Here is a 17,919-nt window from a genome sequence, read left to right as displayed (position 1 = left end):
AATATTCAATGGATTTATGAATGTGCTAAAAATAATATTCCTATTGAAACTGTTTTTAAAACCATGAAAGTAGCATAAGGCGTAGTGTAAATATCTACTGTAAAAATTTGTATCTAAATTTTCTCATTTATAGTTAAAGAATATGGTTATGTAAGGTTTTTAGAACACAACTTTATTGTTGATAATAATACTTATAATCTTATTAATAATGAAATCGATAATAACCCTGAATGTTTTCCAGAACAAGTCAAACAAGATATAAAAAATCAATTAGAATTTCATCAATTAAGAAGCCATATATATGGAATTAATAAAACTATACTAGACAAATTGAATGTCAAATTAGGATATATAGATTATGATAAATTTAAAAGTGGAAATTATATAATAGTATCGACAAATGATGAAAATAAAAAAACATCTTTGTATAAACCTGGGGATAAGGTTGTATTAAATAATTCAAATAATATAGCAAAAGAATATGAAGTATTGGCTATTGCTGATATTCCATATGTGTTATCAGCAAGATACGTGCAATCATTCAATTTAAGTTTCTTTATTTCAGAAGAAGAGTTTAATGCACAATATGGCAATATTCTACCAATGATAGTGACTTTAGATGTAGAAAAGGATAAACAGAAATATATTGAGTCTTATTTAAAAAACTACACAGAAAATAGGAATAATATTTCTTATGAATCAAGGAATTTATTTGAAAAAGAATTTAATTCTACTAAGAGAACATATGAAACAATAGGGTTAGTATTAAGTTTCATATTAGCATTAATAGGAATTATGAATTTTACCAATACAATTATTACTTCTGTAATTTTAAGGAAACATGAACTGGCAATGTTACAAAGCATTGGAATGACAAGAGTGCAAACAAAAAAAATGTTGATGTGGGAAGGAATAATTTACTCAATTATGACATCTGTATTCGTATTAACAATAGGTATAGTTATTAACTATTTCATAGGAAAGTGTATTATATCCTCTATTTGGTTTCTTAAATTTAAATTCACAATAATTCCAGTAATAATATGTTTGCCAATATTATTTTTTATAGCAATTACTGTACCAAGTATATGTTACAAGTATTTAAGCAAATTAAGTATAATTGAAAGATTAAGAGAAATAGACTAAATATTCACAATCGGGTAATAACTCGTCATATTGACAGTCATTACCCGATTGTGGTAGTTTAAAAAAATGGCTATTTAATAAATGTTGTGCAAAGTGGCTATATTGAAGCTGCTCACATACTTCGTTAATGCTTGTTTTAGCTACTTCTTTAGCAATAAATTCAATGAACCTATCGGTTTTTCTTTGATATTTATTAAGAAAAGGAATATTTACTGATATTCCTCTATGACCACAGCAAGCACATCTTAATCTGATTTTTTCAACAATCAGTATTACAGGTTTACCATGAATAGGTATATCTCTTACAAAAAATTCTTTTTTTATCATGCAGCCTGTCGGCTATGCTATCGCATTTAGGGCATCTTAAAGATTTTTTTATTGGAGATACTCTTATAAAAATAGTGTCATTATATTCTTCTGCATTTAATATGGAACTCTGGTAAGTCTAATGAAATTTTGATATAATTATATTGCATTTGCTTTCTCCTTTGTTAGGGTATTATTGTTGTTCTCACTACAATAATAGTAAATGCATTTTTTATTTGTAAAGTTTTTCTACACAAGAAATATTAAATAGCCAATTTTCTTAACAAGGTTACTACCTAATTATATAATAAAAACTGAAAGGAGAAAAATATGTTTATACAAACAAATCCAGAAGGGAATACATATTATAATTTATTGGACATAGCATTTGATACTTGCGATACTTTTATATTTGTTATTCGTAAAGATATGGATAGTAATGATTCTATTTTTAATATTATAGATATGTTAAAAGAATCATTAATAGAAATGAAAGAAGAATCAAAGTGGCCTGGGACAAAATTATTAGAAGATACAGCATATGTATATTATTATAAAGCTGATGACAATGCAAAAAAAATTATTAAGGATATTTCTAATTCCCTTTACGAATGGGTACAACCTAATTTTCCAGAAGATTTGTCATTTATTAAAGATGAAAAAAACTGGTTAATAAACATGGCACATGAAAAACAAGCATATATTATTACGGAAGATTTGGACTTAGTTACGAAAATAAAATCTATAAAAGATCTAGATGTTGTATTATAGTAAAGATATTTTAGATACTATAGTTGAGAAAATTTCATAACATATATTTACAGTTAAATAATTTCATAAAAAAATAGAGACAAATTTCTCTTTTTGTTGTATAAATTATTTTGAATACAAACTTTAACAACAGGAGTGAAATTATGTCTCATAAAAATAGTTTTGATTGCTATGGAAATATTTCGAAATATTTTGTATACTTTAATGTGTGTGGAATTGTAAGTGTTTAAAAAATTTAAATATTAGAGGGAGGTAATAAAATGAGCAATGAATTGAAATTTGCACAAGAGCTTATAGATTTTATTTATGAAAGCCCAACAGCTTTTCATGCTGTAAAGAATGTTAAGGATACTTTAGTGGAATCAGGTTTTGAAGAATTAGAAGAGCATGAAAAATGGAACTTGAAAAAGAGTGGCAAGTATTTCGTTACAAAAAATGATTCAGCATTGATTGCGTTTGTTGTTGGAAAAGGGGAAGTATATGATAATGGATTTAAGATTATAGGTGCTCATACTGATTCACCTACATTTAGAGTAAAACCTTCTCCAGAGATTACTGTTGAAAATACATATGTTAAGTTAAACACTGAAGTTTATGGAGGACCAATATTAAACACATGGCTAGACAGACCTTTAGCTATTGCAGGTAGAGTTGCTTTAAAAAGTGAAAATGTTTTATTTCCAAGATGCGAATTAATTAATATAAATAAACCTATATTAATAATACCTAATTTAGCTATTCATATGAATAGAAAAGTTAATCAAGGCATAGAATTGAATAAACAAAAGGATTTATTGCCTTTATTATCTATGATAAATGAAGAACTAGAAAAGGGTAATTATCTATTAAAAGCGATTGCTGATGAATTAAAAGTTAATGTTGAGGAAATTATAGATTTTGATTTGTTTTTATATGAATATGAAAAAGGATGTATTATGGGACTAAACAATGAATTCATTTCATCTCCTAGATTAGATGATTTAGCGATGGTTCATGCAGGGATAGAGGCTATAAAGAACACAGAACCTTCAGAAGCCACAAATGTTATGGTATGTTTTGATAATGAAGAGATAGGAAGCTCAACAAAGCAGGGTGCGAATTCAGATATGCTTGCTAATATTTTAGAAAGGATAACATTAGTTTTAGGAGGAGATAGAGAAGAGTTCTTTAGAGCACTATCAAAGTCATACATTATATCTGCTGATAATGCTCATGCACTCCATCCAAATAGCCCAGAAAAGCATGATCCAACTAATAAACCAGTTATAAATAAAGGACCTGTAATTAAGGTTAATGCAAATCAAAGCTATACAACTGATAGTAATTCAGATGCAGTTTATGAAGAGATTTGTAAAAGGGCAGGAGTACCATACCAAAAATTTGTTAATCGTTCTGATGAAAGAGGTGGTTCAACAATAGGACCTATTTCATCGACGCATTTGAATATACGTTCAGTAGATATAGGAAATCCTCAACTTGCAATGCACTCCATTAGAGAGTTAGGTGGCGTTGCAGATCACACATATGTTGAAAAGTCATTTGAAGAGTTTTATAAATTGTAAACCAAACTGGAAAGCAGAGAATATTGTAAATTTAATATCGGTACTAGGTATACTCAAAGTTTTACAGGAGTAATGAAAGCAGAGAATATTGCATATATAAAACCACGGGCTATGCCTGTGGTTTTATATAGCTTTTTATATAAATTTTGTAATAAAGCACAGAAGGTAAGGTGTTTGGAACAAAATAATTATAAACTAGCTCTAGTGTGCTTTTATGTATTCATGTTTGACTCTATTGTGTATATAATTTTCAATTACTTCCATATATAGTTTCTCAACTGCTTCTCCAAAATGTTTTGATGATAATGATTCTATGTTATTATAGGCAGCATTAATCATTTTATTTGTGGTAGTTTTATTGTTAATAACATCGAATAATATATCTGAAAGCTCGTTATCGTTTTTAAATATTCTTCCAGTAACTTTATCAGTAATAATTCCATCTAAATTTATATCATACTTAGCAACTATGGGAACTTTGGCGGCAATAGCTTCACTAAATGTTAAGCCTTGAGTTTCTGTTATTGAAGCACTTACAAAAACATCACCTAATTGATAATACATACCTATTTCATTCCAAGGTTTTTCTCCTGCAAAAATTACATAATCTTCAATTTTTATATTTTTAACCAATCGTTGTAAATTTTCTTTTTCAGGACCATCGCCTACAATTAGTAATTTTGCATTTGGAACCTTATTTATAAGATGTAGCATACTTTTTATAATAACATCTATGCTTTTTTCGGAAGCAACTCTACCAATGTATAGAACTACAATGTCATTTTCTGATATTCCTAGAGAGCTTTTTAAGGAAATCAATGATGAATTATCGTAATTTTCTTTTTTAAAAGGTTCTAAATCAATACCAGTAGGTATTACATTGATATTACTATTATCTAAACCATAACTCATTAATACTTTTTTTACTTTAATAGATGGTACTATTACTGCATTACAGTCCTTACAATAAAGAACACTTCCTTTTTTAACTAATATTTTTATTTTATTTTTCATTGCTTTTTTAGATATATAATGAACATAATCTTCATACATTGTGTGGTAAGTATGAACTACAGGAATATTTAATTTTTTTGCAGATATCCTTCCAAATATACCTATACTGAATTCTGTTTGAGTGTGTATTATGTCTAAATCTAAATTTTTAATTTTGTTCATTATTTTGTGAGAATACATTGCTCCAATCCTTTGTTCAGGAAATGGTAAGAATGGTATGCTTGGTAGCCTTATTATATTAGAATTATCTATATCTACGTCTGGGTGTTTGACTGTTACAATGGTTACGTTATGTCCCAAACTTTCTAATTCCTTTTTTAACATCATAGTGGATGTTACTACTCCACTAATTTGTGGATAATATGAATCAGTAAAAATTCCAATGTTCATAACTCTTCTTCTCCTTAGTTTTAATATCTATTAATTCAACAAGATTTCCTTTTCTATAAGTGGGAGATTGAAAATTTTTGTTTCAGGTGGAGTAGAGTCTCCATATGAAGTACCAATATTTTGCTTTAGCAAAACGAGTTCATTTTTGATAATTTCTGGTTCTTTCAATACTTAATTGAATTTATTCTGTTCTGTTATATAAAATCAAGATAATACTTAATTTTGCATAAATAGTTTGATAATTCTCAACCAACTTTGGAAAGAACCTAATTTTTCTTTTCTAATAATTTTTCAGATGATGATAAATTCATAACAGCAAATGAACCAAATATAATGCATGAATAAAATGTTAATAATCTCCACAGAAGTATGGCAGACATAATATTTTTTTTGCTAAAAAACAAACTAAAAAACATGTAAAATCCACCTTCTGCACCGCCTACAGCCCCAGGCAAAGGAACAAATGATGTGAGCATTATTACAAATGAGTTTGCAGCAATCATATTGGATATTTTGACTGCATTCATACCAAAACTGCGGTATATACAATATGGTATAGTGAAAAATGCGGTTAATTGCAGTGTTGTAAATATTGCAGATTTTAGCATGAGCATTTTATTGTCTTTAATTATTAATATGTCTTCGTGGAATTGTTCTAAGTTATCATCTATTGATTTTTTAAATTTTTCGATATCCTTTACAATATTAAGTTTGATAAGTATTTTTGAAAGTATGCTTACAAATTTATGGGTTAAACCTCTATGGCTTGAAAAAACAATCAAGAATACTATTACACTTGTGTTTACGGTAAAGCCCAATAGTATTAAATAAAATAAGTGGCTCATTCTTTGAGTGAAGAATGGTGTTTTCCATAATATCAATACTAGTGAATATATTGTTAATGTTGATTGATATATTATGAATTTAATCATTAATATAGAACCAGCTGTGCCAGTTTCAATACCTTCTTTTGTTAAACCATACAATTGAGCGGGTTGCCCTCCAGTTGCAAATGGTGTGATAGAATTGAAAAACTGTCCCATCATAGTTACCTTAAAAGCACTAGTAAATTTATATTTCCCATTTAAAGATGCTATTATTACATGTAATGTCTTACTTTCAAATATCCAATATAGTACCATAAGACTAAAACCTAAAATGATCCATACTAAATTCAAATGACTTAGCTGATGAATTAAATCTGTCCAACCATGAGTTAGAATGATCAAAACAACAAATATAATGCCAGAAGATAGTCCTACTATTAGATTAAACTTTGTTTTGTTCATTTATGTTCCCACCTAATTTATTTTCATATGTTTTTTTATAAAAATCGTATGTTTTTTTATAAAAATCGTATGTTTTTTTATAAAAATCGTGCCACATGTTTAATATGTGATCTTTTGAATAAAAAGAATTTCCTCTTTTAGATTTTTCTACAGCTGATTTATAATAATCTGAATCATATTTTAGCTTTTTTATTTCTTTGATGAATTCTTCGTTATTCTTTCCTTTAATGTAATAGTCAAATAGTATGTAAGTATATAATTCTAAATCTCTTAAAAGTATAGGAGTATGAGTGTTCATTGCTTCTAATATTGACATTGGAAAAAGTTCATTGTAAGATGGCATAAATAATAAGTCAGATACATTATAAAGTACATTCATTTCAGTTCTATCAACGATTCCTGTGAATATAACATTTTGGGGTGGGTTATCGACTATTTTTTTTAATTCTTTGTACCCATCTGTTATGCCACCAAATGAAAATCCTCCTGCCCAAATAAATTGTACATCAGGCATTTTTTTAGCTACATCAATAAAGTCTAGTACTCCTTTTCTAGTTTGAACTTGACCAACACCAATAACTACAAAAGAATTTTTGTCAATATTCAATTTAGTTCTTTCTTCATATATTCTTTCTTTGGTGATTTTATAGAATTTTTTATTTGATACGAAATTGGGTATATAAGTTATTTTATTTCTATCAATTCCATATGATTCTAGCTTAGAAATAAAAACAGGGTTTACAGTCACTAAATAGTCCATACTTTTATAAAATTTAATTATGTAACTATAGAAAGCTTTTTTAAATGCTTTAGGTAGTTTTAAGCTTCCTTCTATTGTTTCAGGCAAGAAATGCACATATCCTATTGTTACACCTTTTTTCTTTGCAAAAGGAATGCTTAAAAAATGTTTTAAATCGATTGTATGATAGTGCATTATTTCAGTTCTTTTCTTTTGATTTACAACAACTTTAAATTCATTATTCAATCCGTTTTTTACCAAGTCGACTTGCTCTAAATAAGCAGAACCTACTCCTTGACCTTTAACTTTATCAGCTGATGATAACATATTTATAGTTAGCAAAATAATCACCTTCTGTATTTCCTAATCTTCTTTTATTACTTATCATGGTTAGTCTTCCTCATTAAGTGTAAAATATTCATCAAGGGTAATATTTTACAGTTTGTATTTGAAGACTATAAATGAACAAAAAATAAGCAAATTTCAATCCGTTAAATGTAGAATAATATTTTAGTGTGATTATTAAGTATCATTTAGTGCAGTAAAACAGTAAAATTCAGTATTACAAATTGAGTTATCAAGTTATTTGTAAGTTATTGTAATGATTTTTGCTCATTTGAAGTTAAATACATAATATTTCTATTTTATATAAATTTAAAATTTTATTAATAATTTTATTAATAATAGGAAACAATAAATAGGCGAATCTATTAAAATACTAGAAAGGGTGGAACGAAATGCATATAAGTGCAGAAATAGTAATAGCATTGCTCCTAATAGTATTTGCTTGCTTATTTTTATTTAAATATTTTAAAGAACATGATGATAACTTGATGAATGAAATTCCAGCAATAGATATTGAAGGCGATAGATTAGAAAAACATGCTAGCGATATAGCAGATTTTTATTCAAAATCAAAATCATATAATTGCAGGAAAAAACTGATGCGAAGTTTGGATAAAAGTTTTGAAAAAATATTGGATACTTATAACTTTATTGATAAAGAAACTAAGAATAAAAAAGATATAGTTCCGGCTGCAGAATGGCTTTTAGATAATCTATATTTGATTGAAAAAGAATATAAGGATATTAAACGTAATATGCCGCGTCAATACTATAAAGGGTTGCCTACTGTTTGCAGTGATGGTTTAAAAGGATATCCAAGAATATATCATATTGCTGTTGAAATAGTATCTCATACTGATGGTAAGATAGATGGACATATAATTAAGAAATTTATTAAGTCGTATCAAAAAAAGTCAGTGCTTGAAAGTAGTGAACTTTGGGCATTTCCTATAATGATTAGAATTGCGTTGATACAAAATATAAGTAAGTTATGCGAAGAAATAAAATATGTTCAGAAAGAAAAAATTAAAAGTGATTTAATTGCTGAAAAAATTATAAGTGCTTTTAATGAAAATAGAATAGAACGAGAACTTAAAGAATTGTCTAAAATGAATATTGAATTTAATATGTATTTTACAGAAAGATTGTTAAAAATATTGAGAGACAATGGAGTTGATAATCATAATACATATCTGTGGATTGATGAAAAATTAAACAAAATGGGAACGAATTCTGAAAAAACAATAGTTCATGAACACCAAAAAGAAGCTAATTTACAGATAAGTATGGGTAATAGTGTAAGCAGTTTGAGAAAAGTTGAAGCATTAAATTGGAAAAAGTATTTTGAAGCTTTATGTGAAATAGAAAATATTCTCAGAGAAGATCCTTTAGGCGTTTATCAACTTATGGACTTTGAGTCAAGAGATTACTACAGGCATAGAGTAGAGAAGTTAGCAAAAAAGTTAGGTGTAGCAGAAACTTTTGTTGCTAAAAAAGCTATTGAACTTGCAAGGAATGCAGAATCAAGTAGTGAAAAAGAATATCTAAAACATGTAGGTTACTATTTAGTTGACTATGGAGTAAGTGAACTAATTAGTAGTGTGAAAGACAATAAGGGTATAATTAGAGGAATTAAAAACCAATTTACTAGTAACAAGACGGGTTTTTACTTGGGAACAATTATTATAGGAACTGTTTTTTTAATTTCTTTGTTTATTTATACGAGTATGATTTCTGATGATGATTTTATTTTATGGAAGTATATTATTGCAGTAATTGCATTAATAATACCATGTAGTGAAATTGTAATTTCAATTTTAAATTGGAGTATAACACATCTAGTGGAGCCATGCTTTATACCTAAGCTAGAATTGAAGAATGGCATTGGTGAAGAGAATAGAACAGTAGTTGTAATACCAACTTTAATAAATAGTGTAGAAAATGTAAAAAAATTATTTGAAGATTTAGAAGTTTACTATTTAGCAAATAATGAAGATAATTTGTATTATGCTGTTCTTGGTGATTTCAGTGATAGTATTAATGAACATGAAAAAAATGATGATGAAATTATCAAGACAGCATTATATATTACTAAAAAATTAAATGAGAAATATTGTAAAGATAAGGATAATAAATTTTTCTTTCTGAACAGATATAGGCAATTCAATGAAAAAGAAGAATTATGGATGGGATGGGAAAGAAAACGTGGGAAATTAATGGAATTTAACAAATTGTTAAGAGGTGAAGAAAATACAAGTTATAATGTTATAAGTTCATATATTGGTAACTTAAAGAAAGCAAAATATGTTATTACATTAGATAGCGATACACAACTTCCAATGGGAGCTGCTAAAAAGCTGATAGGTGCTATGGCTCATGTGTTAAACATACCATGTATAGATAAAAATAACAGAAGAATATTAAGAGGATATGGAATAATGCAGCCAAGAATTAGTGTTAGTATTTTGAGTGCAAATAAAACCATATTTTCTAGAATATTTTCAGGTGAAACAGGTATTGATACGTATACGACTGCTGTTTCGGATGTGTATCAGGATTTATTCAAAGAAGGTATTTTTACAGGAAAAGGTATTTACGATATAGATACGTTTTTGTATGTGCTAGAGGGACAAATACCAGAGAATAGTATACTGAGTCATGATTTGCTTGAAGGGTCATATGCTAGGACGGCATTGGTTACCGATGTTGAGCTTATTGATGGCTATCCGGCATATTACAATTCGAGTGCAAAGAGGCTACATAGATGGGTTAGGGGGGATTGGCAATTATTACCGTGGTTAAAGAAGGATCTAAATGCTTTATCTAAATGGAAGATAATTGATAATTTAAGAAGAAGTCTTTTAGCACCGAGTTTGATGTTGATTTTAATTTTAAATCTAGCTGGATTATTGCCAGATGGCACAGATAAATGGTTTGTAGCTTCAATAGTGGCTTTAATATCGCCAATACTTTTTGATGTGTCAGAAGTAGTTGTTACTCCAATAAAAGGAATTAGCTTATCAGGGAAAATCAAAAATGCGAAAATGGTATTAGAACAAGTATTCTTGATAGTTAGTTTTTTACCATATCAAGCATATTTAATGGTAGATGCTATAGTGAGAACTCTCTATAGATTATTTATTAGTAAAAGAAAACTACTTGAGTGGCAAACTGCTGCTGATATTGAGAAAAGTGTTAAGAGAGATTTATTAAGCTTCGTAAAATCTATGTGGGTTGGAAGTATAATATCTTTTATTATATTTATTCTTGTACTCAATAAAGGAATGGAGGTTGTAATAGTTTTTTTACCAACGTGTATTATTTGGAGTATAAGTCCATACATTGCGTATTTAATTAGTTGTGAAAACAAATCATCTTATAATATTTTGCAAAAAGATGATATTGATATGCTAAAGCGACTAAGCAGAAAGACGTGGGCATATTTTGAAGATTTCGTAACTGAAAAGAACAATTGGCTTGGACCGGATAATTTTCAAGAAGACCCTAATAATGGTTTGGCTTATAGGACATCACCTACTAATATGGGTATGGGAATCATATCAAATGTATCTGCTTACGATTTTGGATATATTGGAGTAGTTGAGTCAGTTGAAAGGATTAAAAATATTATTTTTTCTATGGATGGTTTGGATGAATATAAAGGCCATTTTTATAATTGGTATGATACAAGAACAATGAAGCCTTTATTGCCAAGATTTATTTCAACTGTTGATAGTGGGAATTTAGTAGGATATCTTTGGATTACTGCTGAAGCTTTAAGGGAAGCTTTAAATTTACCAATATTAAATACTAAATGTAGGAATGGAATATTAGATACTCTAAGATTAGCTAGTGAAGAATTAGAAGATAATACTGGTATAAAGGACTTGTATTCCAATATAGTTGATGAGATAGAGAATTCTGAATTTGAAATAATGTGGTGGATTGAAAAATTAAATTATTTAAAGAATAAAACATTGGATGTTGAAAAAATTAGCAATAAAAAGTCGTTTTATTGGAATTACAAACTTAAGCATATGATAATTGCTTATGAAAATGAATTAAACAAATTATCACCATGGATTAAATTATTAGGAGATTATAATGTAGGAGATTATAATGGGGGTCATAAAGATTATAATTATAATGATAAATTAAAAAATGATAAATTAAAAAATGAATTACTTAATTTAGTCACTCAAACACCATTAAATAAAGTTGAACAAAATATTGATAATTTATTGAATAACATTGATAAGTTTAATCAAAATAGTGAAGACGCAGAAGAGGCAGAAGATGCATACAATGAATATTTATTGAATGAAGATTTTCTAAATAAATTAGAGAAAGCTTTAAATGAAGGCAAAAATGAAATTAGACATTTATGTAATGATATTGTAGAAGTAATTTCTAAATTAGAAGAAATGGCTGAAAATACTGATTTTTCGATTTTGTTTGATGAAACAAGAGAGTTATTTTCAATAGGATATGATATAGAAAGTGACAAACTGAATAATAGTTATTATGATCTTTTGGCTTCTGAGTGCAGACAGGCAAGTTTTGTTGCTATTGCAAAAGGGGATATTAATTATAAGCATTGGTTTAAACTTGGAAGGGTAATGACATTTATGGGAAAAAGTAAAGGATTGGTTTCTTGGAGTGGAACAATGTTTGAATATTTCATGCCCCTTTTGATTATGAAAAACTATAGTGGTACATTATTGGATAAAACATATGAGGCTGTATTGAGTGGACAGCAAAAATATTGCAAAGAAAGAAATGTGCCTTGGGGAATTTCAGAATCTGCTTTTTATAATTTTGATATTAACTTAAATTATCAGTATAAAGCATTTGGAGTTCCAGGAATTGGACTTAAGAGAGGGTTAGTGAATGAATTGGTAATAGCACCTTATTCTTCTGTCCTGGCTCTTTTGAAGGATAAAAAATCTGCTGCAACTAATATTAGAGTACTGTTAAATAATGGCCTTGAGGGAAGATATGGTTTGTACGAGGCTGTAGATTATACAAAGGAAAGATTGAAAAAAGGACATAAAAGAGAAGTAATAAAATGTTTTATGATACATCATGAAGGTATGAGTTTACTTGCACTTGATAATACAATTAATGATAATATTCTTCAAAATAGATTTCATAATATACCAAGAGTAAGAGCTACTGAATTGCTTCTTCAAGAAAAAGTTCCTAATATAATTACCTATGATAGAGAACAAAAATTAATGTATAAAGAATTTAATACAGATAAGCAGAAAATTGTTGTAAGAAAGTATACAGCAAAGACTGATATGCCTGAAACACATTTGCTTTCTAATGGTAGTTATTCAATGATGATATCTAATAGTGGTAGTGGATATGCCAAAAAAGAGGATATTTATATTTACAGATGGAGAGAAGATGTGACTTGCGATAGTAGTGGAATGTTCTTTTATGTAAAAGATATAACTCCGTATGATATTAAAAATAATAGCAAAAAATATTGGAGTGTAACATATGAGCCATGTAAAGATGCTGGAGAAAGATATGAAGTGACATTCTCTCTTGATAAAGCAGAATTCGAAAGAAGAGATAATGATGTTATTACACATACTGAAGTTACTGTTTCTAGTGGGGAAAATGCAGAAATAAGGAAAATATCATTGACTAATAATAGTGAAAAAACAAAATTGCTTGAGATAACGAGTTATATTGAAGTAACTTTATGTGGCTATGATGGAGATTTAGTTCATCCGGCTTTCAGTAATTTGTTTATCACGACAGAATATGTAGAGTATACTGGTTGTTTATTAGCGACGAGAAGGCCTAGAGCCAAGGGAAAAAAACAACATTGGGTTGTGCAAACTGTATTAGTTAATGGTGAAACGGTAGGTGATATTCAATATGAAACTTCAAGAGTTAATTTTATTGGAAGAGGTAATAACGTAAAAATACCTGCTGTTATAACTAACGATATAGAGCTTTCAAATTTTACTGGTGCTGTGCTAGACCCTATTTTAAGTTTAAGGCGAAAAGTAAAGATTAAAAGTGGAGAAACATGTGAATTAATATTTACAACTGCAATGGCTGATTCTAGAGAAGAAGCTATAAAAATAGCACAAGAGTATTCTGTGCTTCAAAATATAGTAAGAGAATTTGATTTAGCGTGGACGCAATCACAAGTAGAAATGAGATATTTAGGAATTAAATCGACACAAGCTAATCTATATCAAAATATTGCTTCTAAAATATTGTTTTTGAGTCCATTGCTTAGAAATAGAGAAGAATATATTACTAAAAATAAGTTAGGACAATCAGCATTATGGGCTTATGGTATATCTGGAGATCTACCTATAGTGTTACTAATAGTAAGAGAGGAGAAAGATATAGATTTATGCAGGCAACTTTTAACTATGCATGAATATTTGAGTTTAAAAGGACTTAAATTTGATTTGGTTATACTGAATTTTCAAGCTGTGTCTTATAGAGAACCCCTCAAAGAAGCTATAATGGAATTGATTTATTCAAGTTATGCTAGAGATAAGCAAAATAAATCAGGAGGTGTATTTGTATATAATAAAACAAAAATGCAACAAGACGACATCAATCTATTAAAGGCGATTGCAAGGGTTGTAATTGATTCAAAAGATGGAATATTAGTTTCACAGATAAAAAATAGCACTGGTTTAGAAAAAAGAGAATGTATGTTACAAACTAAAGAAGTAGAATACAGTTGTAATAAAAATAACTGGAATATTCCTAGATTGCAGTTTTTTAATGGTTATGGAGGATTTAATAAAGAAGGTGATAAATATTTCATAATTTTAAAGGACGGCAAAAACACACCTGCACCATGGATAAATGTAATATCGAATGGTGAATTTGGGTTTCATGTATCTGAGAGTGGAGCTTCATATACTTGGTGTAAAAATAGTAGAGAGAATAAAATAACAGCATGGTCTAATGATTGGATTTGTGATACACCATCTGAAGCTTTATATTTGAGGGACGATGTTACAGGTGAATGTTGGAGTATAACTCCTAAACCGATAAGAGACGATGGTGAGTACATCGTTGAACATGGTTTTGGATATTCTACATTTAAACACTACACGAAAGGTATTGTTAGTGAAATGACCATGTTTGTTCCAATGGATAGTAATGTAAAACTATGTAAAGTTAAGCTTAAGAATAATTCTGATATTGATAGACGACTTTCAATATCGTACTATGCACAACTTGTAATGGGAGTAGTTCAGCAGCATACTGTTCAGCATATTTATACAGAAATAAATTATAAAAAAGAATATATATGCTCAAGAAATCCATATAGTATGTATTTTGGAAATTTGTATACTTATTTAAAAATATGTGGAACACAAAACAATACTTTTACAGGAAATAGGACGGAATTCCTAGGAAGAGGAGGAAGCGTTGAAGAAGCAGAAGTTTTAAAAAGAATCAGATTATCTAATACATCAGGTGCAGGTTTTGATCCATGTTTAGCCTGTATGGGTAATGTAATTCTAAGTCCTAATGAAGAAACAGAGATAACAGTTATGCTTGGTGAAGATGTAAGTACAGAAAAAATAGAGGAAACAATGGAAAGGTATTCATCACAAGTAACTGTGAATAGAGCATTAAATGATACAAAGAAATATTGGGAAAAACTTCTTGGAAACATACAAGTTAAGACGCCCGAAAAATCTATGGATATTCTACTAAATGGGTGGCTTATGTATCAAACATTATCATGTAGAATATGGGCAAGAACAGCTTTTTACCAATCAGGAGGAGCATATGGTTTTAGGGATCAGTTACAGGACGTCATGTCTTTGTGTTACCTTGAACCTAACATAACAAGGGAACACATATTGTATAGTGCATCTAGGCAATTTTTAGAAGGAGATGTTCAGCATTGGTGGCATCCTGTTGTAAATAGTGGTATTAGAACAAGATTTTCAGATGATTTGTTATGGTTACCTTTTGTAACAATAGATTATATCAAAAATACAGGAGATTATAGTATATTAACTGAAAAGGCTAAATATCTCGAAGATGAACCTTTAAAAGAAGGAGAAGATGAAAGATACAATATAAGTAGTGAAACTGAAATAGAAGGAACAATTTATGAACATTGTAATAAAGCCATTGAAAGAGCATTAAAATTTGGTGTTCATAACATACCACTCATGGGAAGTGGAGATTGGAATGATGGTATGAGCACTGTAGGCAACGGAGGAAAAGGTGAAAGTGTATGGTTAGGATGGTTTTTGTATAGCATATTACACAATTATACTGGAATATGTAGGTATATGAAAGATTTTAAAAGAGAAGAAAAGTATATTGAAGCAAAAGAATTTATAAAAGAGAATTTAGAAAAAAATGCGTGGGATGGAAAGTGGTATAGAAGAGCATATTTTGATGACGGAACGCCATTAGGCTCTAATGAAAATGAGGAATGCAAGATAGATTCTCTTTCACAGTCATGGGCAATACTGTCAGAAGCAGCAAGTAGTGAAAGAAAAATAGAAGCTATGAAATCACTTGAAAGATATTTAATAGATGATGAGCACAAACTTATAAAACTTCTAACTCCAGCATTTTATAAGTCATCATTAGAACCAGGATATATTAAAGGATATGTTCCTGGTGTTAGAGAAAATGGAGGACAGTATACTCATGCAGCAACATGGGTAGTATTAGCACAGACTAAGCTACATAATGGAAATGAAGCTGTCAGACTATACAATATGATAAATCCAATCAATCATACACTTACAAAAGACCAGTGTGATATTTATAAAACAGAACCATATGTAATGACGGCAGATGTATACTCATGTGAACCTTACGAAGGGCGAGGCGGTTGGAGTTGGTATACTGGAACATCTGGTTGGATGTATAGAGTAGGTATAGATGGAATACTTGGCTTAAAACTAGAAGGCGATAGAGGTTTTAAAGTTGAACCATGTATACCTGATAGCTGGGATGAATATGAAATAAAATATACCAAAGATGAAGTAGTATATAATATCAAAGTCAAGAGAACTGGCAATAAGAATAGTGAAAATAGCAGTGAAAATAATGAAAATAGTGCAGACAAAAATAGTAGCTATAAAAATAACGATAAAAAAGTGATATTAGATGGAAAGATTCTAAAAGATGATTTAATTCCCTACCAAGAGGAAGGAGAGCATGAGATTATAGTTAACATTTAAGATATATATTATTTTATCTTATCTATCTAAAATAAAAACTTAAAAAGAGCTATCGGTATAAAAAAGAGCTGTCGGTATGATATGATAGCTCTTTTTTAAAAAATAATAGGGACGGTTAATTAGAAAAATAAGAAGAAAGGAAAAATAACAGGGACGGTTAATTAAAAAATCAAGAAGACGAGAAGAAGAAACAGATAGATAAATAACGGATAGATAACTAACGGTAAGAGTAAAAGATAATGGGGACGGTTAATTAGAAAAGAAAGAAGAAAATAATAACATTTTTATTAACAAAATAATAAAAAGTTTTAAATTATTTGATAATTATACGGTAACTTTGTTTTGTTTGCGAAAGTAAAATATAAGAACTTAATAAAATATAAGAACTTAATGTGTAAATTTTACTTTACATCAAGTAAAAAACATCAATTTCCTATTTATAGAACTTATAAAAGGTGCAATATTGCAAAATTAAAAAATGAAGCAAATTAAAATAGAGCTAAGATATCGGTACAAAAAATGTAAGATAAAAAAATATAATATGTAAGATGAAAAAATATAATATAAATTAGTAATATATAAAACATAATATATATATGTCATATGTCATGTTTTGATGATGTGTATAAAGATAAGTTATTTTTTTTATGGTTAAATTATTACTCAGTTTAGTGTGATTTTGTTAATTCTTAAGACATGGTATGTTAAGAGATGGATGGCTTGTCCTTTGTTTGTAAATAAAAATATAAAAGTATGAACATCAAATTTTTGAAAAAGTTTATATATTTACTTTAAATAAGAAAATACAAATACATTTATAACATTTTACATAATATATGCATATGCAGTTATTGAGTTATTCTGATATAATTCAAGAATGTCAAAAATATCATTTCAAGAATGTCAAAAATATCATTTAAGCTAATCGCGTTTTGAACTTGATTTAATATATTTAACTAGCCTTAAGCACAATAAAGTCATCTACAATATTGGTATACCTATCATCATGAAGGAGAACATCTATTCCAATTGAACAAAGGGCTGATATTCGTGATTGAGTGATATTGCCAATAATTTTACAAATATCTTTATCTTTAAAATTACACAAACATTTTAATAGCAATACGTATAAAGCTTTACTTTGA

At 28.5% G+C, this 17,919-nt stretch carries 8 protein-coding genes and 1 pseudogene; 4 read left to right on the top strand and 5 right to left on the bottom strand.

The genetic code is table 11. The features are described 5' to 3' along the window. Nucleotides 1-330: 330 nt before the first annotated feature. Nucleotides 331-1,146: an ABC transporter permease gene (locus tag CLTEP_RS11340; RefSeq protein ID WP_066826782.1), complete on the top strand. Its 816-nt coding sequence runs from the start codon at nt 331-333 to the stop codon at nt 1,144-1,146. Here the strand turns inward: CLTEP_RS11340 and CLTEP_RS11335 are convergent. Next, complete coding sequence (locus CLTEP_RS11335) at nt 1,129-1,473, bottom strand: helix-turn-helix domain-containing protein (protein ID WP_066826780.1); 345 nt, start codon at nt 1,471-1,473, stop codon at nt 1,129-1,131. The two genes, CLTEP_RS11340 and CLTEP_RS11335, sit on opposite strands and share 18 nt — an antisense overlap. Before the next feature lie 309 nt (nt 1,474-1,782). On the opposite strand from CLTEP_RS11335, the gene CLTEP_RS11330 reads away from it, so the two are divergent. Next, a complete protein-coding gene (locus CLTEP_RS11330; RefSeq protein ID WP_066826778.1) occupies nt 1,783-2,223 on the top strand; it encodes a stage III sporulation protein AH in 441 nt (146 codons plus the stop codon). A 260-nt stretch (nt 2,224-2,483) separates the two neighbouring features. Continuing rightward, nucleotides 2,484-3,785, top strand: coding sequence for a M18 family aminopeptidase (locus CLTEP_RS11325; protein ID WP_066826776.1), 1,302 nt, complete (start codon nt 2,484-2,486; stop codon nt 3,783-3,785). A gap of 201 nt (nt 3,786-3,986) precedes the next feature. Here the strand turns inward: CLTEP_RS11325 and CLTEP_RS11320 are convergent, their stop codons facing one another. The 3 genes from CLTEP_RS11320 to CLTEP_RS11310 form a co-directional block, all read right to left on the bottom strand. Next, the gene (locus tag CLTEP_RS11320) at nt 3,987-5,189 is read right to left on the bottom strand and encodes a glycosyltransferase family 4 protein (protein ID WP_066826772.1); all 1,203 of its coding nucleotides are present in this window, start codon (nt 5,187-5,189) and stop codon (nt 3,987-3,989) included. Nucleotides 5,190-5,455: 266 nt separating this feature from the next. Continuing rightward, nucleotides 5,456-6,478: a lysylphosphatidylglycerol synthase transmembrane domain-containing protein gene (locus CLTEP_RS11315; protein ID WP_066826770.1), complete on the bottom strand. Its 1,023-nt coding sequence runs from the start codon at nt 6,476-6,478 to the stop codon at nt 5,456-5,458. Beyond that, nucleotides 6,459-7,559, bottom strand: a complete 1,101-nt coding sequence (locus CLTEP_RS11310) for a glycosyltransferase family 4 protein (RefSeq protein ID WP_084364916.1) — start codon at nt 7,557-7,559, stop codon at nt 6,459-6,461. Before CLTEP_RS11310 ends, CLTEP_RS11315 begins: the two co-directional genes overlap by 20 nt. 395 nt (nt 7,560-7,954) lie before the next feature. Between CLTEP_RS11310 and CLTEP_RS11305 the strand changes: the two genes are divergently transcribed. Beyond that, complete coding sequence (locus tag CLTEP_RS11305; RefSeq protein WP_066826768.1) at nt 7,955-16,774, top strand: glycoside hydrolase family 94 protein; 8,820 nt, start codon at nt 7,955-7,957, stop codon at nt 16,772-16,774. 952 nt (nt 16,775-17,726) lie between these two features. Here CLTEP_RS11305 and CLTEP_RS15245 read toward each other — a convergent pair. After that, nucleotides 17,727-17,919, bottom strand: a pseudogene (locus CLTEP_RS15245) (transposase); the annotation flags it as partial.

The sequence above is a fragment of the Clostridium tepidiprofundi DSM 19306 genome (assembly GCF_001594005.1).
Lineage (GTDB): Bacteria > Bacillota > Clostridia > Clostridiales > Clostridiaceae > Clostridium_AC > Clostridium_AC tepidiprofundi.
Note: the sequence above shows the minus strand (reverse complement) of the source record. Positions and strands in the feature narration are given on the sequence as shown.